Below are 21,238 nucleotides of genomic sequence, written 5' to 3' on the forward strand. Positions count from 1 at the left end.
AGAGCGGGACGCGGATTTCAGCGCGTGCCAGCGCGATGCGTGTACCAATGAGGCGGTTGCTTTCAGCACACCCACTGGTGAGTGTTGCTGTACACTCGTTCGGATCAAACGAGTTGAAGCTGTAGCCGCGTACAAAGCCCAGGTAGTTTGGATACCCGAGGTACTGCCGGGTGAATATATTTGAGTCGAAGGTCGACGTCGTGTTGGTATTCAACTCGCTGTTTGCACCGTAATTTCCCACGTGCAATCCGCGGATAGCGAAGGTGAAGGGTTTAGCGAGGAAGTACCGCCGGTAGTCACCCAGCACACGGACGTAGTCTTCTGAACCTACATACGGAGAAACCTGCAAGCGGAAGCGACCACCGCGAACCGGGGAGGTAAAGCCAAACGATGAATTATCACCGACAAAGGCTGCACCTGCCTGGAAGAAGTAAAACGGGTCGCCTTCGAGATCATCTCGGTTAATACGTTCGCCTTGCGTCAATCCGCCAAAAGACTGCACATAGCGGCGGATTTCAATGTCCTCAGCATAACGTGCAAACCCACCGCTCAGTTCGAGCCGGCGCGTAGTTGAAAGCGGATACGAGCCAATCAGGTCGAGTTGGTCGATATAGATGCGGCGGAATACCTGGTCATACGTCGGCAAAAATCCAGTGACATCGCCGTTATCATCGGTGATTGGTTCAAGTCCTTGTGTAAGGTAGCCGTAGAGGATTGGAATATGGCCGCCGGCAGCTCCAAAATTAAACCGGTTTTTCTGGTTTAGATAGGATATCTGCCCACCAATATCTTTCAGCGTACCATTTGCCTGGGCGATAACAGCAAGGTTATGATTACCCAGCATATCACTGAAGAAAAATCCAACGCCACCGTAAGCGCCACCGCCAAATGGGCCGCCAACAGAAACACCAACGGATGGCGGTGCAACATAGTCGAGGCGGAGACGGGCACCGTAATCTTCAATTTCGTAGTCCGGAGAATCTGGCAGGCCGGTGAGCGGGTCGCTCAGGTAGCTGCCCACGAGGCCTTCGTCTGCATTGCGCGGTGGCGGTAGAAGGCTAGCACTGGCGTAGAGCGCTGCTTCTTCTTCACTCTGATATTCTTCCGCTAGCTGCTGCGACATCGGCTGTCCTTCCAGGTCTTCAGCTTCAAGCGAGAAGATTGGGTACGTGCCGTTATCAAATACTGTAAACATCATCCGGCCGCTTTGCATGGCCACAGTCATGGCCGGCGATAGCGCAGTAATGCCGCTTACACCCGTTTTCAGGTTGGTGATGCGGTACGTTTCTTTGGCATTCAACTCGTGCCGGTAAATATCTTTGAACCCGTCCTGATCTGAAATAAAGAACAGGTCGCGGCCATCCGGCGAAAACTGTGGGTTGTGGTGGACAGCATCTTCAAAAGGCCGCACCACTTCAATGTCTTCTGATTCGAGATCAATCAGCGCGAGGCGCATTTTCCCGTAAGACAGTGTGTTGAAATCAGTACCGTCTGGGCCACGATCGGTGACAAAGGCCAGGGTTGCGCCGTCAGGAGACCAGGTTGGCTGGAGGTCTGCATAGCGGTCGTCTGTCAACTGGCGCACAGAGTTTGTCTCGAGGTTCAGCATAAACAGATCGCTGATACCACCCTGAATACCGGAGAACGCAAGGAACTGGTTGTCTGGTGACCAGGCAACGTGGTGTATGGCACCTACATCCGCAACGGTCACGCGTCGTTCAACTTTGCCGGAGTCGATATCGAGTATCTGAATTTCATTGTCGCCTTCTGAGAAGACCACAAAGGCAAACTTTTTACCATCAGGCGACCATGAGCCGGCAGAGCTGATAAATCGGATATTGTCAAAATGGGAATCAAAAGGCCCGTTTTTCAGCCGCTGGATAACTTCTCCCGTTTCAGCATCAGCGATAAACAGGTTAATGTTGAAGATATCGCGCTCAGATATAAACGCAACGTAGCGACCATCCGGGCTGGTTGTGGGGGCGAGGTTGATTTTGCCGCCGTCCGTTTCTTCTGAAATCACCAGGCGGCCGGCATCTTGCGGTGCGGTGCGTCCTTCAGTAAGCGGCAAATAGCTTTCCTTGACGGCAGCAATCCACTCGTTGGAGAGCGAGTCAGCCTTGATACCAAGCGCGTAGACAAAAGCTGAGTCGAGGCCGGCGCGTCCACCCAATTTGAAGAGGTTGGTTACAGCTGTGTCGCCGTATTTTCCGCCAATGTATGCCATGTACGCCTGACCATACCGGTAAGGGAAATACTTGTGTGGCTCCCGGGTGAGCTGCTCTGCGGTTGGCAGGTTGTCGTTCATGGCGGCGTCGCGTAGCCACATGGCCGTGTGAGAATCTTCCCGACCTACGGACAGATATTCTGCTGTACCTTCAATCACCCAAAGCGGAAAGAGGCCCAGTGCAAAACGCGTGCTGTCTGTAGAGGAAAGGCCAATGTCATACTGGAAAGAATGGACAAGCTCGTGGCCCAGTACATGGTCAGTTTCCGCGTAAATACCGGTTAACGGCATCACCACACGCTCTTTCAGGGATTCCGTGACCCCGCCCGTTCCTTCGCCCAGAGAACCGCTAATGGCGTTGGTCTGATGGAAGTCCGCGTCATTTGCATAAAAGATGAGCGGCTTCTTTTCGTGAAACTCTCTGAGAAATGTACGCGAGTGTCTTTGGTACCAGCGTTCTGCCATTGCGGCAACATCACGGATAGCTTCTTCCGTTTCGTCGTAAAAATAGATCTCGAAGTGCTCCGTTTCGAACTTCTTAAAATCGAACTGGTCGTACTGTACCTTATTTCTCCCAAAATACTGGGCTTGCACTGTGCCGGCGGGCAGGATAAACCAGGCAAACAGCAAAACCAGTACAGTATAACGGACAATGCGCATATTCTCTGGGTTCAAAGCGACAGGAATTCAGAGTGAGTCTCCCGGTGATTCACTATTACGTCCTGTCTGATTCTCTAGGGTGTACTGTATAATAAACCTCACTACAGGGCCACAACTACTTATACCAATTTATAAACGCTGCTGTATGGGTTTCCAAATTAGTTGCGTAGCCGATTAATTGTTACATGGCCCTTGCTCCACCGTAACACTGTTACTACAATTTAGATACCTGCAATGCGTAAGGAGGTTGCAGCTATTTCTGCGGGTAGTGGCTGGATCCAAGCAATAAATGTACCGTGTAGGCTCAAAAAGCCCATTTTACACGTGCGGTGCCACGGTTTGTCGGGTCGAAAGAAAAGGTGTGGCGTGGCCGTACTGTTCGATAGCAACAGTATTTCGTGACAGAAAGCCTTGTGTTAATAAATAAAGTATACTTTGGTTCGGGTGTAATGCAAAAAGAAAGGCACCTTTTTTTGAACCGCTGGTATGTTAACCAGTAGCTCTCTGTATGGGCGCCGACTTTTGTAAATAAGCCTTATTTTGGGCGCAGAGATACGATAAAACAGGCTTCCTCAGGAAGTACCGCTGGCGTATGGAAGACAACAGGACTAAAACGCGCGTCATCATTGTGACCATCATCCTTACCATTGGGGTGTTGGGTGCACGTTTGGGGCAGTTGCAGCTTATCGATGCAACCGCCTATTCGGGCGAAACGCGCAGTATGGCCGTACGAGAAAAGCGTGTGACGCCGGCGCGCGGTGCGATCTATGACCGCACTGGCCGGCTGATGGTAGACAATGAGTTTACGTATACCGTAACCATAACGCCGCGGTATTTCGACGAGTCGAAAATCACATTACTGGCTGATTTGCTTGAAGTGTCTGATACCCTCGTGGTGCGCAAGCTCAATGAGGCAAAAGCCTGGAGCTCCTTTCGACCCAGCCGCTCTTTCCCCGAAGTGCCTTTTCATATTTTCAGCAAGCTTCAGGAAAATTTCTACGCCTTGCCCGGCGTTTCCTATGAAGAGGAGCAAAAGCGAAGGTATCTGACAGACGCGCATGCGACGCACATCCTTGGGTATACGCGGGAGATTTCAGCCGGACAGTTAGAGCAAATGGAAGAGGCCGGCTACCGGCAAGGAGACCTGGTTGGCAAGTCCGGACTTGAGCGCAGCTACGAAGACTTTATGCGCGGCACGTATGGCAGTGAGCTTAGCATGGTTAACGTGCATGGTATGGAGGTTGGCAGTTACCTCGAAGGGGAAGCTAATATTCCTCCAACCAGTGGCTACGACCTCCACCTGACCATCGACAGCAAATTACAGGCCCTTGCAGAATCCCTTTTTGTGAACAAGCGCGGCGCTGCCGTTGCCATTGATCCGAACAACGGGGAAATACTGGCGATGGTAAGTGTGCCAGATTTGAATCCTGATATTTTTGCCCGTTCGATGTCTTCAGCAGACTGGTATGCGCTTACCTCGCACAAAAGCAAACCGATGTTCAACCGGGCCACCATGAGCATGATGCCCCCGGGCTCAACATGGAAGCCGTTTATGGCCCTCATGGCCCTTCAGGAAGGTATTGTAACCCCAGATCAAAAAATTTATTGCGGCGGCGGACACCCTATTGGTAAAGGTAAACGCTTTCGGTGCCTTGGCGTGCATGGGTACACCGACGTGCGTACAGCTATCCTGAAGTCGTGTAATACCTACTTTTTTGAAGTGATGCGGCGCATGGATGTGAACACCTTCAAAAAATACGCAAACGCTTTTGGTTTTGGGACCCGGATTACGTCTGATGTCGGTGAGCAATTGCCTGGTTTGATTCCTGATTCTTCTTATTACAACCGTACGTATCCCCGGGGCTGGACCGTCGGGTATTCGATGAACCTGGGGGTTGGTCAGGGAGATATGGGCGTGACTGCTATGCAGCTTGCCCAGTATATCGGCGCCGTATCGACGTCGGGCCGGCTCACTACGCCACACCTGGTTCGTGCCCTGCATCAAGACGAAGTTGACAGTACCCATGTGCCGCAAATAGACCCATCGAAAAGGGTTGATATCGATCCGGCATATTTTGCTGTAGTCAGGGAAAGTATGCAGCAATTAATGTCTGTTGGTGGTGGGATGCATTTCCAAATCCCAGGCGTGCCAAGTGCAGGGAAAACAGGTACTGCGCAGGCACCGGGTGATCGGGAAGATCATTCGCTGTTTGTTATGTTTGCACCGTTTGATAAACCGCAAATCGCAATTGGTGTGCTCGTAGAAAATGGCGGTTTTGGTGGCCGGCAGGCTGGGCCTATTGCAAGCCTTATGGCTGAGCAGTATCTGACAGGAGAAATTGCTGATACACCGGGCCGGCGCTGGTTAATGCAGCGCATTTTAACAGAACTCAAAAGCGAAAGCCTGTAATCATGCGCACCTGGTATCGAAATCTCGACTATGTGAGCATCCTGCTTTGGATTGCGCTGGTGTGCGTGGGATTGGTGGCGCTATATAGTTCAACCCATGGGCAAGCTTCAGAATATTTGCTCGACAGTGTACGGCAGAATTTCAATCGCCAGGCGCTTTGGGTGTTTATCTGCGCAGCCGGCATTTGTATCGCTTTGCTGCTGCCTGTGCGGTTTTATCAGAATATAGCCTACCCCCTCTACATCCTGTCTCTGTTGTTGCTGCTCTTTGCGCTTGTTTGGGGACAAGAAGTGAACGGCGCCAAATCCTGGCTACGTATTGGTGGATTTCAGTTTCAGGTATCTGAATTTGCCAAGTTGGGGACGCTGATGGCTGTTTCAGCGTTGTTGTCGACCAAGCGGCCGGGTACCAATGAGCTCAACTATGCGTTTTACGTGACCATGCTGATCATGGCACCGGTGGTGTTGATTCTGTTGCAGAACGACGCCGGCACCGCACTGATCTTCATGTCAACCATCCCTTTCTTGTTGTACTGGAGCGGCATTTCGCTCAACCGTGTGCTCGTGCTCATCGTGCCGGCGCTTACGGCATACCTGACAATAGTGTATATGCCGGCGGCTATTGTCTTTTCTATCGTGTTTATCATCTACCTCGTATTGCGCAAATCGCGCGTCTTGGTGCTGGTGATGAGTGCTGTGACCAACATTGGCGCCATTGTGATGGTCAAGTTTGCGCTGGAATTTGTATTGAAGCCCCATCACATCGCGCGCCTTGTCTCCTTTACCAACCCGGAAGCGCCTGAATACCGGTACTCGGTTGGGTTTCATCTTGTGCAGTCAAAAGCAGCGATTGGCTCAGGGGGTTTGTGGGGGAAAGGGTTTTTACAGGGCACCCAGACGCAGGGGGCGTATGTACCCGAGCAGACAACGGACTTTGTGTTTAGCGTCATCGGAGAAGAGTTTGGGTTTGCCGGCGCAATTCTCGTATTGGTATTGTTTGCCTTTTTGCTTATCAGATTTATCTCAATGGGCAGCCATATCAAACATCCCTTCGGGAATACGTTTGTTGTAGGCGTTGTAGCTTTTTATCTCGCCCACATCTTTTTCAACATCGGCATGACCACCGGAATTTTGCCTGTAATCGGGATACCCTTGCCCTTTCTCTCTTATGGTGGGTCGGCGCTCCTTACCGAGACGGCCATGCTTGCGTGTGTGCTCAATTTTTACATGCGCCGCGACGACTTCTCGATTTACGGCTACTGACGTGTCGTTGCCCCTTTCTTTTGAGGATGCTACCGCCGAGGTGTTGGCGCAAAGCAAGCTATTGCTGCATATTGTGCAAGGTCCGGGCGTCAAGTACAGCGACCTGTTTTTTGAGGATGCCGTGCTCGGCGCTGTCCACGCCGAAATTCAGCGCCCAGCACAGGTGACGCCGATCCACCGTTCCGTGAATACCGCAACCACAGGGGTGGCAATTCGGGCTTTCGACAACAAGCAGCATCACGTGATACCTGTTGCCGGCTGGCAGCCGGCAGCCTGGACCGACGCTGCCGGCGCGCTAAAACAAAAATTCCCCCGCAACACCCGTTCTCAGGTCGACCTTGCAGTAGCTACCGAAATCAATACGGGCAATGTGCCACCTCAAGATGCAGCACATGCGGTATCTGCTGAAGCGCGGCAACATGTACTCAACGGTATGCTTGATATGTTACGCGGAGCAACTGATGTGCAGCGTGCGCGGGCAACACTGCAGTATCAACACCGCCGGGCGCTCACGATTAATACAGAAGGACAGGCTCTTGAGCAGCAGCGGGCAGCTTTTGGCGTACGCCTTGATGTTTGGGAAATGTCTGGCTGGCATGCCTGGGGTCAAGCGGGGTACGAAACGGCATTTGGCGAACTGGCTTTTGAAGGGGGAGCAAAATTGGTGCAAGAAGTCATTGCGCGCAGCAACCGGCTGGCAAAAGCGAGACCCGTCAAAGAAGGGCGATGGCCCGTGGTATTTGCAGGCGGATGGCCGGGCGTATGGCTCCATGAAACTGCGGGCCATATGCTTGAAGCAGATGTCCTGCCCACCCGGCTAAGTCCTGGTGATATGATCGGGCCAGCAGCGTTAACCGTTTTTGACGATCCTGGCCTACCCGAACAGCGCGGTACTTATGCGTTTGACGATGAAGGTAACCGCGGGAAACGGACTATGCTGATTGAAGCGGGCAAGATGGTGGGGGTGTTGAATGACCGGTTCTTTGCAAGCCGGCGAGGCGAGGCGCTGACGGGGCATGGTCGACGCATGCATTACATGCACCTGCCTGCACCGCGCATGTCCAACCTTTGTCTTGCCGCAGGGCCCGCTACGCCTGAAGCCCTTATTCAAGATGTGGATGAAGGCCTGTATGTCCTCCAGGCCGGCGCCGGCCGGATCGATGTCGCTACAGATTCAGTCACGCTCGAGGTGCACGATGGGTACTGGATCGAAAAAGGCCGGCTCACCCATCCTGTGTCAGGTGTGCAGATAACAGCCTCAAGGTTTGATGTATTGAAAAATATTTCTGGTATCGCTAACGATGTGACAAAGGACCATGGTACAGGTGTTTGCGAGAAGGCCGGGCAACAAGTCTCCGTTTCAATGCAAACACCCACCGTCCTCATTCGGGCACTTCAGCTCGTTCAGCAGTAAGAATAACGCGCGTATATCCCGTTGAATGCCGCACGCTTGTTTATAGTCCAGCCCCGGTCGAATTGCATAAACTACCGGTCAGGGCGCTATATATGTCCGTCTAAACCAACCAGGTCGGGTTGAAATAGCTTAAATTCGGGAATTATTACTGTGGCACTCTAATTGCGCGGTTATGCCTATTGAACCGTCTTATTTTAGTAGATACTCTCAAAGAATTGTTTTTTTTAAGCCTAGCAGGAGAACAAGGAGAGGGTATGGTAGATTAAAGCACAGTACTTTTTAAGCAGTTGCGCTTAAAACAGACCGTCCAGGATAGCATATTTGCTTCTTTTGGCCTCCGACTCAATTCTTTCTCTTTGATTCGTTCATAAAAAAATTCCAGCGTTTTGGTTTACATGTCGAGCGATATGTTGCGAGAGGTTTCGGACTCTCTCTTTGAGTTTCTCAATGAGGCGTTTCCAACCAATAAATCGTACACGCGCAATGACATCGAGCAAGATCCCATGCCTCCGCTTTTGGCGCATTTCCTGGGGCAAAATCTACAGCACCGACTCGATGTAGAAGTTGAACACCTGCGAACTGTCAGGTCTTCGTGGTTTGATTATGACCACCCTGATGTACAGCATGCCTACAAGTCTTTTGTGGCAGCGCTGGCGCAATATTCCCACATTCCGGCTGAAGAGTGGCGCAGTACACTTAAGCGTGCAACAAAACTTGTGATTGCGCACCTCATTCTACCGACACATACCCTGGTAGAATTTGTTTTTCGGGAAGAAGATGGGCCGCTTGCTGCGCCTGTTATTTACCGCGAAATCAGCTACTTCGCAGCCTACCCTTATCTTCGCGAGGCGGTTGAAACGTTTCTGAAGAAGCGGCAGCTGAAAGAAATAGATCGCACCCGTTTTTCTTCGTTGCTTACCCAGGTTGACCGGCACATGACGGCCAACTACACTGTAGATCAGTGGATGCGCATGTTGCGTCCGTTGTTTGATCTGATGCGTCGGGTACCCCAAACGAGCAAGCAGGGTGTACCGATTGATATGCTTGCCATGTTCTTTGGGGACAAGGAAGCGTATGAAATCCAGGGCCGGCTGCAGGTAGAGAAGGAAGTACACCGTATTTCAACCATTGACGAAGCCGGCCTGCGCCGTGTGATTGATGGATCGGTTGGGCCTTTTGAACAGGAATTAAAAGCGACACCACCCGTTGCAGCACCTGCTGCAAAGCCGGAGGCCGTGAATGAACCTGTAACGCCGTCTTATTTGCCAGCAGAAGACGCACCGGCACCGGTTGAAAAACCTGAGCCCAAAGCGCCACCGGCTGAAAAAGAATCAAAACCACTTTGGGAACGATTCCAGAGAGCTGGTACAAAAAAGGAAGAACCCGCTACACCCACGCAGCCTGCTCCAGCAGAAGGTGATGCTGACGATGCCGTGCCGTTGTGGATGCGATTTCAGAAGCCTGGCGTGACACCTGTTGCTGCCAACCTGAAGCCGTCAACCGAACCTGGTCCGCGTCCGCCTTTACAGACAAAAGATACGCCCCCAGCAGCTCCGGCCCAGCCTGTAGCTGTACCAGCGCCAGAAGAAACGCCGCCGGAAGTGACGCCGCCAGGGATCATGGAGGACCGGCAGCCAACACCTTCGCAAACTGACTATGCCGCTCAAACGGAGCCGGTGCGCACCTATGCAAACCAGTTTGCACCGCCGCCGCCAAGTCCGTACGGCACACAGGATACACCGCCCGTGTTTTCCGATTCGCCCCGTTATGAGGCGCCTCAGTATAATATGCCAGAGGCCCCTGAGGCGCAGGACCCGGATGAAACACAGTTGGCACCTGACAATAATCCAGAGCAACCAGTAGCACCCGATCCGGTACTCTCTCCACTCGAATCGCTGGAGTATGATGTGCTGGGCAGCTTTGGGGCTACCAACAGAACAATGTTTGTTGATCACCTCTTTGCCGGCTCTGAGCAAGGGTATGAGCATCTGCTGGGTGTGTTACGCGAACTAAGCACGTGGGAAGAAGCCTCGCAGTTGATCGCTGAAGAAGTGTTTAAAAAACACCAGATCAATATCTATAGCCCGGCTGCAATCATGTTTACCGAAAGCGTCGAAGAACAGTATCGCCAGCGATAAGCGCAATGGGGTAGATGCGCCTGATTGTAAGGTGCGCGCTTCACCCATGCCGCGTAAATAAAACCCTTGCTGCGTTTGGGTTCGATTGTCTGAGTTTGTAGTTTTGCCACAGGACACGCACCACAGCGTAATACCTGGCAGAAAGCCGGCGTATGGTGTCCGTTCGGGATCCTGTAGAATCAGCAATTGATATAGCGCATGGCAGAGCCTGGTAGTCGGTTTGAAGAACTAGAGCAGAAGCGGAAAGAGGCCCGGCTGGGAGGAGGAGAAGCCCGCATTGCCCGCCAGCACGACAAGGGCAAGCTCACCGCCCGTGAACGAATAGATATCCTGTTGGACAAAGGCTCCTTCGAAGAGCTAGGTATGTTCGTGCAGCACGATATCACCGATTTTGGTTTAGAAAAGCAGCGTCCGTTGGGTGACGGTGTGGTAACAGGGTATGGTACCATAGATGGCCGGCTTGTCTATGTGTTTAGTCAGGACTTTACGGTCTTTGGGGGCTCTCTCGGGCACGCACATGCGGAGAAAATTGTCAAAATCATGAAGCTTGCCCTGGAAAATGGGGCACCTGTCATTGGGCTGAATGATTCTGGCGGTGCACGCATTCAGGAGGGCGTGGTCTCGCTCGGCGGTTATGCTGACATCTTTTTGCAGAATACGCTGGCTTCTGGCGTGGTCCCTCAGATTTCGGCGGTAATGGGCCCCTGCGCCGGCGGTGCAGTTTACAGCCCGGCCATCACCGACTTCATCTTTATGGTCCAGAAGACAAGCTACATGTTTGTTACGGGGCCGAACGTAGTTAAAACAGTCACCCAGGAAGAAGTAACAAGTGAGGCGCTCGGTGGCGCAACAACCCATGCTAGCAAAAGTGGTGTAGCCCATTTTTCCTGTGTAAATGATGCAGACTGTCTCCTCCGTATTCGTGATTTGATGGGGTATCTCCCGCAAAATTGCGAAGAGCTGCCACCACACAGTGCAACCGACGATCCGCATGACCGGGCAGCAGCGCAGTTGGATGACATCGTGCCAGAGAACCCCAACAAGCCCTATGACATGCTCGATGTGATCAAGCTTGTTGTGGATAACGGCAAGTTCACCGAAGTACACGCAGAATACGCAACAAACATGGTTGTTGGGTTTGCCCGTTTAGGCGGGCAATCTATTGGCATTGTGGCAAATCAGCCGGCTGTGCTTGCCGGCGTATTGAATATTGACGCATCCCGAAAAGGCGCTCGATTTGTCCGTTTTTGTGATGCCTTTAATATCCCGCTCGTCGTTTTTGAAGATGTGCCGGGCTTTTTGCCGGGCACCGACCAGGAATGGCAGGGTATTATTCGGGAAGGTGCCAAGTTGCTTTATGCATTCTGCGAAGCTACGGTACCGAAAATCACGGTCATTACCCGAAAGGCCTATGGCGGTGCGTACGATGTGATGAACTCAAAACACATCCGCGGCGACCTCAATTTTGCCTGGCCCCGTGCTGAAATTGCTGTGATGGGTCCGAAAGGCGCTGTAGAAATTATTTACCGGAAGCAGATTGCCGCAGCGGAAGATCCTGCTGCAACAGAAGCCGCGTTTATCGAGGACTACCGGGATAAATTTGCAAACCCTTATGTGGCAGCAAGCAAAGGATACATTGACGACGTAATTGAACCGAGTCAAACGCGCACCAAGCTTATTCGTGGGCTGAAAATGCTCAAAAACAAGGTTGCGCAAAATCCAAAGAAGAAGCACGGGAACGTTCCGCTGTAAAAAATCTACATACATTACCCGGGTGTAGTGTCCTGCAAGGATTACCCGGGGATACGCACTATCCGTGAAAGGATCAGCAGGCTTGCGCCGGATTGCCTTTTTTGTAAGTGTGCTTATTTGTTATCTTTAGGCATTCACTATCAACAGGCAGGGCGTCCGATCAAATAATTCACCTGCATCGGTGGCCCGCGTCCATGGACGTTTTAACGGCAACTTGTATCCCTGCGGGGTGTCGTTTCTGTTAGCAATAGGGAATAGGCCTTTGGGCCATCATTGTTACTCTCGTCTCTGTCCTCCACGCTAAAACACGCTTTTTGCCCATGTTGCGCACATTGCTATTTGGGACGCTGTTTATATTTGGTTCAAATCACGCATTTGGACAAGAGCAGTCTCGCCCAATTGTACCCGTCTCCGACCAAATTTCTACAAGCTATGAACACCGCCTGATGCGGCACATCGACTATAGTCCGATGGATGTGTGGCCCGTGCAGGGAAATCCGCAGTTAAGTGATGTGCGGATGTTCATCCTTGGTGAGGAAGGGGGAGAAGATATAGGATTTCCCGGTGATACGTTTACTGAGGAGCAGGCATTGCGGCGGATGTCGCGTATTTATGGATACCAGGGCCGGCTCCTGCAAGCCCAGGCTGATGGAGATGCAGAGGCGATCGAGGAATTACTGGATACCTCGATGGGAGCCCTTGCGATTTTGGTGGACCAGCCGGCGGTGGCCGACAATGCCCAGTTCCGCGAACTCTATCGCAGTGTTGTATCAGAATTTGAGCGCTACTACGGATTCTCTGATACGCTGGCCATTCAGCAAGGTGACATCTTTGCCGTAAGAGAGCAAGCTTTTTCTGCAGTAAATGAGGGCGACCTGGCACCATTGGAAGGGGTAACCCTGCCACGTCTTTCGTTTGCAGATACCGAAATTCCAATGACCATCAATGAGCGGGTCAAGTCAAGTATTGTTTTTCTGCTGAAAGACCCTGACCGGCACATCAACAACTGGCTGAGCCGCGCAGAAACCTATTTCCCGATGGTTGAGAAGATCTTTGCGGAAGAAGGCGTGCCGGATGAGTTGAAGTACCTTGCAATGATTGAAAGCGGCTTAAATCCGAACGCCAAGAGCTGGGCGCGTGCTGTAGGGATGTGGCAGTTCATTCGTGCAACAGGCCGCGCTTATGATCTTGAGAGCAACGGCTGGGTAGATGAGCGGATGAATCCGGAAAAAGCCACCCGTGCGGCAGCCAAACATTTGCGTGATTTGCACCGCATGTTTGGTGATTGGCAGCTGGCGCTTGCCGGCTACAATTACAGCCCAGGCAAGCTTCGCCGGCATATTCGCAGGGCTGAAGCCCGTTTGGGTCGGAAAGCAACGTATTGGGATGTGTACGACAACCTGCCGCGCGAGACCCGTAACTATGTGCCGATGTTTATCGCTACATCCATTGTAGCTTCGAGCCCCGAAGACTTTGGGCTCGGGAAAGGCGTACAGCCCGGACCAAATTATGAGTTTGACTACGTGCCGGTGCAGGGCATGTTGTCGCTGGCTGATGCTGCTAAACTTGCAGGGACCGACCTGGCAACAATCAAGGCGCTCAACCCGGAACTGCGTAGCAGCCATTTGCCGCCGTCAAAAACAGCGTATTACCTGCGTATTCCGCTTTATACCTACGAGCAGTTTGCTGAAGGATACCGGAAATTGCCGGCGAGCACAAAAAGAGCCGTCAGCCATCATCGCGTCCGTAGTGGTGAAACGCTTGGGCAGATAGCGCGCCGTTATGGTGTTTCCGTTTCGTCACTTATGCGTAAAAACGGACTCCGCAGTACCGTCATTCGGATTGGGCAGTCGCTTGTTGTCCCTGTAACGCAGTACTCCAGCGGCCTGTCCAATAGTGAAGTATCATTTGCTGATGCCCGCCCGATGCGTGTGCAGTATGGTATGCGCTCGGTACGTCCGATCTTGCCATCGCAGCGCACGCCGCTAGATAAAGACTTGCTGATAGCACGTGCACAGGAGTTGGCGTCTAAAATTCCGGTTGTTGCAGCGAGCGACAAAAGCACGCCAGAGAAAAAGACGGTAACCAAGGTGAGTGACAAGCAGCCGGCTGTTGCAGATGCAAACAGCAAGGAGGCCAAGAAAGCCGAAGATAAGCCTTCACGTATTGTGTACCGCGTCCGACGTGGCGATACGCTCATCAAGATTGCGAAACAGTTCAAGGTATCTGTTTCAGAGTTGCGGCAGTGGAATAACATGTCAAACAGCCTGATCAAAATTGGGCAACGGTTGACGGTGTATCCTAAAGCATCTTCATGACTTATGGCGCAGCTTGTTAGCCAAAAGGCGTGGGTTTTGTGAATAGCTTTGGCCTACGCCCGGCGTAGACGTGCTTCCTAAAACTTACACCTTTTGGCTTTATATCCCGCAAGGCTGTGCTTTTGGAAGGATCATTGAGAAAGCATAACGTCTGTCAGCCTTCATTGTAAAACTGATGAATTGGCTGTAAACGGGTGCTTGCGTTGATGGACAAAATCCTCAGTCCTAAAACGTTTTACTTCGAAATGTAGTGCCCAGATCGGGCAGTATCTGATGCAGATGCCCGGCGCTACAGCAGGTGCGCAAAAAAGCGTTGTACTGGTGCTCAACCAATGCAACCGGATTGCCACTAGATTGTAGGAAGATGCTCGATCAACAAGGTGTGTTTGTTTAACAATTGCCGGATTGCCCGGGTTTTGCTCGCCATTGCGGCAGATTGCGTCAAGCAACATCAATCAAGCAAGACATCACGCCTGTCTACCCCCGGACCTAAAGCTTGCAGCACAAATTTGCTGCGCCAATAAGTCCGATTTAGTGCCTGTTGATTGAGACATACAATTCAACTAGAAACCAAATCTGATTTCTTATGACTACCAACTCCGAGAATACTATGGGTCAGCTTAAAGAGAAATTATTGGCAGCCTCTCAGGAAGAGATTGCAAAGGTTGTTAAAGAAGCACAGGATGAAGCCCTCCAGGAAGCAAAAGCGCTGTTGAAAGAGCGTATGTTGGAGGCAATTTTAAAAGATGCAATTGGTAAAGTTAGTCGCCTGAGTGCTGAGCCGGCCGTGCTTATTGTTGATGAGCAGGCAGAGTAATCCTGGTGTTTCAGGATGAAGCATTAACACAACTTCATGCGATTAAAAGCCCCTCAATTCATGTGAAGGAGGCCGTGTTGTAGACGTGTTGATATGTACGCTTTACCACAAGTTGCGCGATAAAGCAATTGTGGTCAGCGTGTTTCGTTATCCAGGCGTTTTTTACCTGGTGTTCCATGCTGAACAGCCCTCCGTTTCCGGGTGCTCCCGGAGCAAACCCTTTTCAGTACTAGAGTTTTGAATCCAGTAGGTATCGACGATGAATGAACAGACAACCGAGTTAATTGACCAGCTGAAGGACAAGCTGCTGCGCGCTTCTGATGAAATGGTAATCAAAATGATCCAGGAAGCCCGCGATGAGGCATTGACTGAAGCCAAGGTTATCCTTAAGGAACGCATGCTACAGGCGATCCTAGAGAGTGCAGCCGAGGATCAACCTGAAAAGCGGCCGAACAACAAAAAGCCTGCATCCTCAGGTGGTACCTGGTTCCAACCACAACCATCGCTCTGACTTTATCTTGACTAGGGGAGGCAATCTGCTGTATGGAAAAAAATTTAACAGCTGAAATTGGTCACCAATTTCAACGCGCCTTCGCTAGTGCATGTGAAGCTCAAATTCAACAACTCATTCGGGAAACGCGGCAGGAAGCGCTGGCGAGTGCCAAGCAGATCTTGCGGCAAAGTGCATTACAGCATGTCCTGGAGTCAGTTGTTGATGGTGTTTCAGGAGCAGATGAACGTGCGCCGGCTCCTGCGCCTGGCATGGACAACGTTGTAGTTTCACCCGTGCGTGTGAAAGCTGCTAAAACCGAGCCTGCCAAGCGTGTTAAACGCACAAAAGAAGCCCCTCCTGTGCTCAACGATCGTATCCTGGAAGAGATTGAAGCAATCAGAGAACAGATACGGCGGAACGAACTGTTGCTCAGCCAAATAAAACCATTCGTTCAGACGAGCAAAGTCCAAGAAGAATAACAGCACACGTGAGGCAGTTATCGTGTCATCAAAATTGAGATGGATGCCCGACTGGCTCACCGGTCCTTCATTAGGTCAGTACCTGAAGGTTCGGCCGGGGGATAGCACCCAACCTGCAAGCGCTGCACCTGCAGCGCCGCTGGAAGAAGGAGAAGGTTTCGGTTCCACCAAGCAAATGCTCAAAGAGCAGATGGTGGACTCGTTTTTCGAACGAGCGCTTCATCAGATCGAACCCGAATCCCCGGAGACGCTCGATCCCATTGATGTGGTTTCCGGCGTGGCTCCGCCTGCGATTGAATCTCTGGTTGAAGGTGTGTCCCATGAGCCCATATTTGAGGCAGGAGAACCCCTCGACGACCCCGCTCCGGTTGTCGAACAGGATAAGTATGGCGATGAAATACCCGATACCCAACTGCCGGCTGACCTTGTGGAAGAGGCCTACGAAGAGCACACGGTAGAGGTAACCGAGCCCGAAAAGGTTGGATACTATATATTCGCCATCACCCTTGGGCAGTATGATTTTGAGCTGCCCGAACTCTCAATTGATGCAGACTACCCACTTTTTGTGTTTCCTTTTGGAGAAGCACAGGCCGTAATTTCTGAAGTGCCGCTCGATGTGTATAGTGAAGAGGCACTGCAGGCAAAATTGAACGACCCAGCGTGGTTTGAGCAGACCCTCCGGCAGCATACCAAAATACTGAGCAGGGTACAGGCCCAGGTATCAATTGTGCCCATGCGGGTTTGTACTATTTGTGATAGTATGCAAGGGTTGAAGGCTTTTTTGGATGAGCATCACAAAGACTTTGTGTCTACCCTGCAATTGATTGAGGGCAATCATGCATGGCGTTTCAGTATTTATTGTAACGAGCCAAGATTGCGGACCCTGACGGCCAAGGCTAGTAACCGGGTTCGTGCGATTCAGGCTGAGATGGCTGGCAAGTCTCGTGCAGCCGGTCAGCCTTTATACGAAAAACTTGAAGTGGTGCTCGAAGAAGAGGCGCGCTCGGTATGTAAAGCCTGTGTCAAACACAGCCACGGGACGCTTTCGGTGATCACATCCCAAAACCAAATACAGTCATTTACGGAGCTTGAGGCTGGTGAGGCGGACAAGCGGGAGATTTTTCGGTGTGATTACCTTGTTTCCAATGCGCAGCGAAATGCGTTCGAAAAAGAAATAGCTTCACTGATTGAAGCCTACAAATCCCTTGGTTTTGAGCTGGAGGTGGAAGGTCCGCATGCTGCAGCCCAATTTGCAAGCCGCAAAGTTTTGGCTGCCGGAAAGCTGAAAAAAAATGCGCCCGCCGCCCCGGTGGCAGCGGGCTAATCCCATCTGTTAGATCTACTCTACTATCGCCTAGCCATCTGACGAAAGCATCGCTTTAACGTATGCCCGGCGCATCGTAGCAATGCCGGCGATGGAAATGCCTTTTGGACAAACGGCTTCACATTCCGCGTGGTTAGAGCAGTCGCCGAAGCCTTCTTCCTGCATCTGGTTTACCATTTTGATCGTCCTGCGACCTGCTTCAGGTTGGCCCTGGGGTAAAATGGCGAGGTGGGCGATTTTTGCGCCAACGAACAGGGAGGCTGACGCGTTTGGACAGGCGGCAACACAGGCGCCACACCCTATGCAGGCGGCGTAGTCCATGGCTTCGTCTGCCTTTGTTTTAGAAATCGGGATGGCGTTGGCATCAGGGGCGTTGCCCGTGTTGACACTCACGTAGCCGCCGGCTTCAATAATACGGTCGAAAGAGGTGCGATCTACAACCAGATCTTTGATGACCGGGAAAGCAGAGGCACGCCACGGCTCTACATCAATGGAGTCTCCGTCTTTGAAGCTCCGCATGTGCAACTGGCAAGTAGCGGTACGCGCGTTAGGGCCATGGGCCTGGCCGTTGATCATCATGTTGCACGATCCGCAGATGCCTTCGCGACAGTCATGGTCAAATTCAATCGGCGTTTCTCCTTTTAGTGTCAATTGCTCGTTGAGCAGGTCAAACATTTCCAGGAACGACATGTCGTGGCTGATGCCTTCGACACTATAAGACTTGAAACCACCGGGTTTGTCGGGGCCGTCCTGTCGCCAAATATTCAGATGGATTGTCATTGCTGATTTCGGGTTTTGGTTTGCGTCTTGCCGCCTGATGCAAGGCGGTGGGCACTTCGAACCATTATTTGTAGCTACGTTGCGTCAGCTCAACATTTTCAAATGCGAGGTCTTCTTTGTGCAGTTGTTTGGTCCCATCAGACTGATGTGCCCAGGCTGCCACATAAGAGTACGTATCGTCGTTTCGCTTGGCTTCTCCTTCCGGGGTTTGGTGTTCTTCTCGGAAGTGGCCCCCACACGACTCTTCGCGATCTAGGGCATCTTGCGCCATCAATTCGCCAAGTTCGATGAAGTCTGCAACACGGCCCGCAAATTCGAGGGACTTGTTCATCGTGCTGTTTTCTCCCGGTACCTTGACGTTTTGCCAAAACGATTCACGCAAATCTCCCAGTTCCTGGATGGCTTTGGTAAGCCCTTCCTTGGTACGAGACATGCCCACGTGGTCCCAGATGATCTGTCCCAGGTTTCTGTGGTAGTCCAGTACCGTTCTGTTGCCATTGATAGAGAGCAATTTGTGGAGCTGCTCTTTTGAGGCGTTTTCTGCTTCAGCAAAAGCTTCATGGCTGGTGTCAACCGCGTCAATGCCGGCAGAGGCGATGTATTGCCCCAAAGTGTACGGAGCGATAAAATACCCGTCAGCGAGGCCCTGCATGAGGGCACTGGCACCCAGGCGGTTAGCGCCATGATCGGAGAAGTTTGCTTCTCCAAGCGCAAAGAGTCCCGGAACGGTGGTCATCAGGTTGTAATCAACCCAAAGACCGCCCATGGTGTAATGCACAGCCGGGTAGATGCGCATGGGTACTTCGTACGGATTGTCGTCTGTGATGCGTTCATACATCTCGAACAAGTTGCCGTAGCGCTGTTCGATCACGTCGCGTCCATGGCGCTTGATTGCATCGCGGAAGTCGAGGTAGACAGCCAGTTTGGTTGTACCAACACCCCGGCCTTCATCGCAGGCCTGTTTGGCATTACGCGAGGCAACGTCGCGTGGCACGAGGTTGCCAAAGCTTGGGTACTTGCGCTCGAGGTAATAATCCCGTTCGTCTTCCGGGATGGACTCCGGCGCACGCGTATCGCCGGCCTTTTTAGGCACCCAAACGCGACCGTCGTTTCGCAAGCTTTCACTCATGAGAGTCAGTTTGGACTGATACTCACCGGAAACCGGAATACACGTCGGATGAATCTGTGTGTAACATGGGTTTGCAAAGTACGCTCCTCTGCGGTGGCAGCGCCATGCTGCGGTTACATTGGAGTTTTTTGCGTTGGTAGACAGGAAGTACACATTGCCATAACCACCGGTACAAAGCAACACTGCATCCGCGGCATGCCGCTCAAGTTCTCCTGTGACGAGGTTGCGTGTGATAATCCCCCGCGCCTGACCATTGATCATGACGAGATCGAGCATTTCGCGGCGATTGTACATGGTAATGCCGCCCGTTTCGATTTGCCGGCTCATGGCACTATAGGCACCAAGAAGCAACTGCTGGCCGGTTTGTCCACGCGCATAGAATGTGCGAGATACCTGGGCGCCACCAAAAGACCGGTTGGCAAGGTAGCCGCCATATTCGCGTGCAAATGGCACCCCTTGTGCAACGCACTGGTCGATGATGCTTGTGCTTATTTCAGCGAGCCGGTGTACGTTAGATTCGCGAGAGCGGTAGTCACCACCTTTAATGGTGTCGTAGAAGAGGCGCCATACACTGTCCCCATCACCGGGGTAGTTTTTTGCAGCGTTGATGCCGCCTTGCGCAGCAATACTGTGCGCGCGCCGGGCTGAATCCTGGATGCAGAAAGACTTTACGTTATACCCCAATTCAGACAGCGTAGCCGCTGCGGATGCGCCGGCAAGGCCAGTGCCTACTACAATAACATTGTGCTTGCGTTTGTTGTTGGGGCTAACAAGCTTAATTTTTTGAAGGTACTGCTGCCACTTCTGCTGGAGTGGTCCGCCTGGTGTTTTAGCGTCTAACTTCATCACACATTACCTCCGGTAAAGTAAATCCACAGGGGAAGAACGAGGAACCCGATGGCGATCAGTAGTCCGAGCAGCGCGCCCAGGGTGTAGACCAACGGGGTGAGCCTGGGGTTCATGGCGCCCAGTGATTGCAATGCACTCCACACGCCGTGTCGCAGATGGAGGGCCAGGAGTAGCATGATTGCTACATATCCAAACGCATAGAGCGGGCTGGCAAATTTCTCCGTTACAAGCCGGGCGAGGTCGCGTACGGGCTGCCCGTCAAGGGTGGTCTCGTAATACGTGCCAAATTTGAAACTCCACAAGTGAACAACCAGAAATACCAGCAGGATAATCCCTGTGATAATCATGCTTCTGGAACTCATGGATTGTTTGCTGGCGCCACCTACCGTTTTGAAGCGCTTGTATCCAACCTTGCGTGCTTTTCGCTTGTGCAGATATATATTGATGCCAAGCACAATGTGCAGCACAAACACGGCAACAAGGCCGGCTTCAATCACATACAGCAGCGCGCCAAGGCTGTGCAAAAATTCGGTGTAGGCATTGTAGGCTGCGCTTCCCTGGAAATAGGAAAGGTTGCCTAACATGTGCGTAATGACAAACAGGGTCAGTCCCAGCCCCGTGATGCCCGTGAGCACTTTCTTTCCAATAGGCGAAAACAAGATCGACTGTTGGACGGTGCTTTCATTCGGTTTATTGCCCATGAAATCTGGTGGGAGCTTAGCTCAGCAAATTGTTAAAAAAGACCGTAGCAAGACGGTTCGTCCCAGCTATTTGCCGGTGATAACTACGGGGCATTTTAATGGTTTCATCTGGAATCGCAGATCATAAAGAAGACCTGCAACGGCACTACATTACAACTGAAAAATTCTAATTGCCAAGAATTAGTTGAAGGTTATGTAAAAAAGAATACAGGCCATTCAGATTCTACCAACGGGGGGCGATAAGCTGCGTTTTCGGACGATATAAGGCTATGCTGGTGCCTCTGCTTTACTTGCTCTTTTTTAAGACGATGCTTAGAGGTGATCGCTGACTAGATACTGGCAGGGGAAGATGACCTTTTTCGTGTGGGGGAATTGGATTGCACGGGATCATTTATTATGTTTCAGCGATTTATAACCTAACAAAGTTTGTCAGATTTTTCTCTAACAGGGAGAAGACATACTTCAACCCACCAGATTGTTGCGCA

14 protein-coding genes are annotated in these 21,238 nt (G+C 51.7%); 10 read left to right on the forward strand and 4 right to left on the reverse strand.

Annotation, left to right across the window (positions count from 1 at the left end; all coding sequences use genetic code 11):
* The coding region (locus AAF564_16455; protein MEM8487146.1) for a peptidase S9 at positions 1 to 2,887 on the reverse strand (2,887 nt) is incomplete at its 3' end.
* Between the two features lie 592 nt (positions 2,888 to 3,479).
* Here AAF564_16455 and mrdA point away from each other — a divergent pair.
* From mrdA to AAF564_16505, 10 genes are all read left to right on the forward strand, one after another.
* Entirely contained in the window at positions 3,480 to 5,297 is a 1,818-nt protein-coding gene (mrdA, locus tag AAF564_16460) for a penicillin-binding protein 2 (GenBank protein MEM8487147.1), read from the forward strand.
* 2 nt (positions 5,298 to 5,299) lie between these two features.
* The gene (gene rodA / locus AAF564_16465; protein MEM8487148.1) at positions 5,300 to 6,559 is read left to right on the forward strand and encodes a rod shape-determining protein RodA; all 1,260 of its coding nucleotides are present in this window, start codon (positions 5,300 to 5,302) and stop codon (positions 6,557 to 6,559) included.
* A 1-nt stretch (position 6,560) separates the two neighbouring features.
* Positions 6,561 to 7,973: a TldD/PmbA family protein gene (locus tag AAF564_16470; protein MEM8487149.1), complete on the forward strand. Its 1,413-nt coding sequence runs from the start codon at positions 6,561 to 6,563 to the stop codon at positions 7,971 to 7,973.
* A gap of 395 nt (positions 7,974 to 8,368) precedes the next feature.
* Positions 8,369 to 10,111: a hypothetical protein gene (locus tag AAF564_16475; protein ID MEM8487150.1), complete on the forward strand. Its 1,743-nt coding sequence runs from the start codon at positions 8,369 to 8,371 to the stop codon at positions 10,109 to 10,111.
* A 198-nt stretch (positions 10,112 to 10,309) separates the two neighbouring features.
* Positions 10,310 to 11,863: an acyl-CoA carboxylase subunit beta gene (locus AAF564_16480; protein ID MEM8487151.1), complete on the forward strand. Its 1,554-nt coding sequence runs from the start codon at positions 10,310 to 10,312 to the stop codon at positions 11,861 to 11,863.
* Positions 11,864 to 12,183: 320 nt separating this feature from the next.
* The gene (locus tag AAF564_16485) at positions 12,184 to 14,181 is read left to right on the forward strand and encodes a LysM peptidoglycan-binding domain-containing protein (GenBank protein MEM8487152.1); all 1,998 of its coding nucleotides are present in this window, start codon (positions 12,184 to 12,186) and stop codon (positions 14,179 to 14,181) included.
* Between the two features lie 610 nt (positions 14,182 to 14,791).
* Positions 14,792 to 14,998 (forward strand): hypothetical protein, encoded by a 207-nt coding sequence (locus tag AAF564_16490; GenBank protein ID MEM8487153.1) that lies wholly within the window; start codon positions 14,792 to 14,794, stop codon positions 14,996 to 14,998.
* A gap of 259 nt (positions 14,999 to 15,257) precedes the next feature.
* Positions 15,258 to 15,509 carry a hypothetical protein gene (locus AAF564_16495; GenBank protein MEM8487154.1) on the forward strand — a complete coding sequence of 84 codons (252 nt, stop codon included), beginning with the start codon at positions 15,258 to 15,260 and terminating at the stop codon, positions 15,507 to 15,509.
* 32 nt (positions 15,510 to 15,541) lie between these two features.
* Complete coding sequence (locus tag AAF564_16500) at positions 15,542 to 15,970, forward strand: hypothetical protein (protein ID MEM8487155.1); 429 nt, start codon at positions 15,542 to 15,544, stop codon at positions 15,968 to 15,970.
* Between the two features lie 22 nt (positions 15,971 to 15,992).
* The gene (locus tag AAF564_16505; GenBank protein ID MEM8487156.1) at positions 15,993 to 17,294 is read left to right on the forward strand and encodes a GvpL/GvpF family gas vesicle protein; all 1,302 of its coding nucleotides are present in this window, start codon (positions 15,993 to 15,995) and stop codon (positions 17,292 to 17,294) included.
* A 30-nt stretch (positions 17,295 to 17,324) separates the two neighbouring features.
* On the opposite strand, the gene AAF564_16510 is transcribed toward AAF564_16505, so the two are convergent.
* The 3 genes from AAF564_16510 to AAF564_16520 form a co-directional block, all read right to left on the reverse strand.
* The gene (locus AAF564_16510) at positions 17,325 to 18,074 is read right to left on the reverse strand and encodes a succinate dehydrogenase/fumarate reductase iron-sulfur subunit (protein MEM8487157.1); all 750 of its coding nucleotides are present in this window, start codon (positions 18,072 to 18,074) and stop codon (positions 17,325 to 17,327) included.
* Positions 18,075 to 18,138: 64 nt separating this feature from the next.
* Complete coding sequence (locus AAF564_16515; protein ID MEM8487158.1) at positions 18,139 to 20,049, reverse strand: fumarate reductase/succinate dehydrogenase flavoprotein subunit; 1,911 nt, start codon at positions 20,047 to 20,049, stop codon at positions 18,139 to 18,141.
* Entirely contained in the window at positions 20,049 to 20,753 is a 705-nt protein-coding gene (locus tag AAF564_16520) for a succinate dehydrogenase cytochrome b subunit (GenBank protein ID MEM8487159.1), read from the reverse strand. The genes AAF564_16515 and AAF564_16520 overlap by 1 nt, the downstream gene beginning before the upstream one ends.
* Positions 20,754 to 21,238: the final 485 nt, after the last annotated feature.

It is taken from the genome of Bacteroidota bacterium (assembly GCA_039111535.1).
Taxonomy (GTDB): domain Bacteria; phylum Bacteroidota; class Rhodothermia; order Rhodothermales; family JAHQVL01; genus JBCCIM01.

Excerpts from the sequence above, each read along its gene's own strand:
- AAF564_16520 (MEM8487159.1), bottom strand. The coding sequence starts at position 20,753 with ATGGGCAATAAACCGAATGAAAGCACCGTCCAACAGTCGATCTTGTTT.
- rodA (MEM8487148.1), top strand. The coding sequence starts at position 5,300 with ATGCGCACCTGGTATCGAAATCTCGACTATGTGAGCATCCTGCTTTGG.
- AAF564_16495 (MEM8487154.1), top strand. The coding sequence starts at position 15,258 with ATGAATGAACAGACAACCGAGTTAATTGACCAGCTGAAGGACAAGCTG.
- AAF564_16475 (MEM8487150.1), top strand. The coding sequence starts at position 8,369 with ATGTCGAGCGATATGTTGCGAGAGGTTTCGGACTCTCTCTTTGAGTTT.
- AAF564_16515 (MEM8487158.1), bottom strand. The coding sequence starts at position 20,049 with ATGAAGTTAGACGCTAAAACACCAGGCGGACCACTCCAGCAGAAGTGG.
- AAF564_16480 (MEM8487151.1), top strand. The coding sequence starts at position 10,310 with ATGGCAGAGCCTGGTAGTCGGTTTGAAGAACTAGAGCAGAAGCGGAAA.
- AAF564_16490 (MEM8487153.1), top strand. The coding sequence starts at position 14,792 with ATGGGTCAGCTTAAAGAGAAATTATTGGCAGCCTCTCAGGAAGAGATT.
- AAF564_16500 (MEM8487155.1), top strand. The coding sequence starts at position 15,542 with ATGGAAAAAAATTTAACAGCTGAAATTGGTCACCAATTTCAACGCGCC.
- AAF564_16485 (MEM8487152.1), top strand. The coding sequence starts at position 12,184 with ATGTTGCGCACATTGCTATTTGGGACGCTGTTTATATTTGGTTCAAAT.
- mrdA (MEM8487147.1), top strand. The coding sequence starts at position 3,480 with ATGGAAGACAACAGGACTAAAACGCGCGTCATCATTGTGACCATCATC.
- AAF564_16510 (MEM8487157.1), bottom strand. The coding sequence starts at position 18,074 with ATGACAATCCATCTGAATATTTGGCGACAGGACGGCCCCGACAAACCC.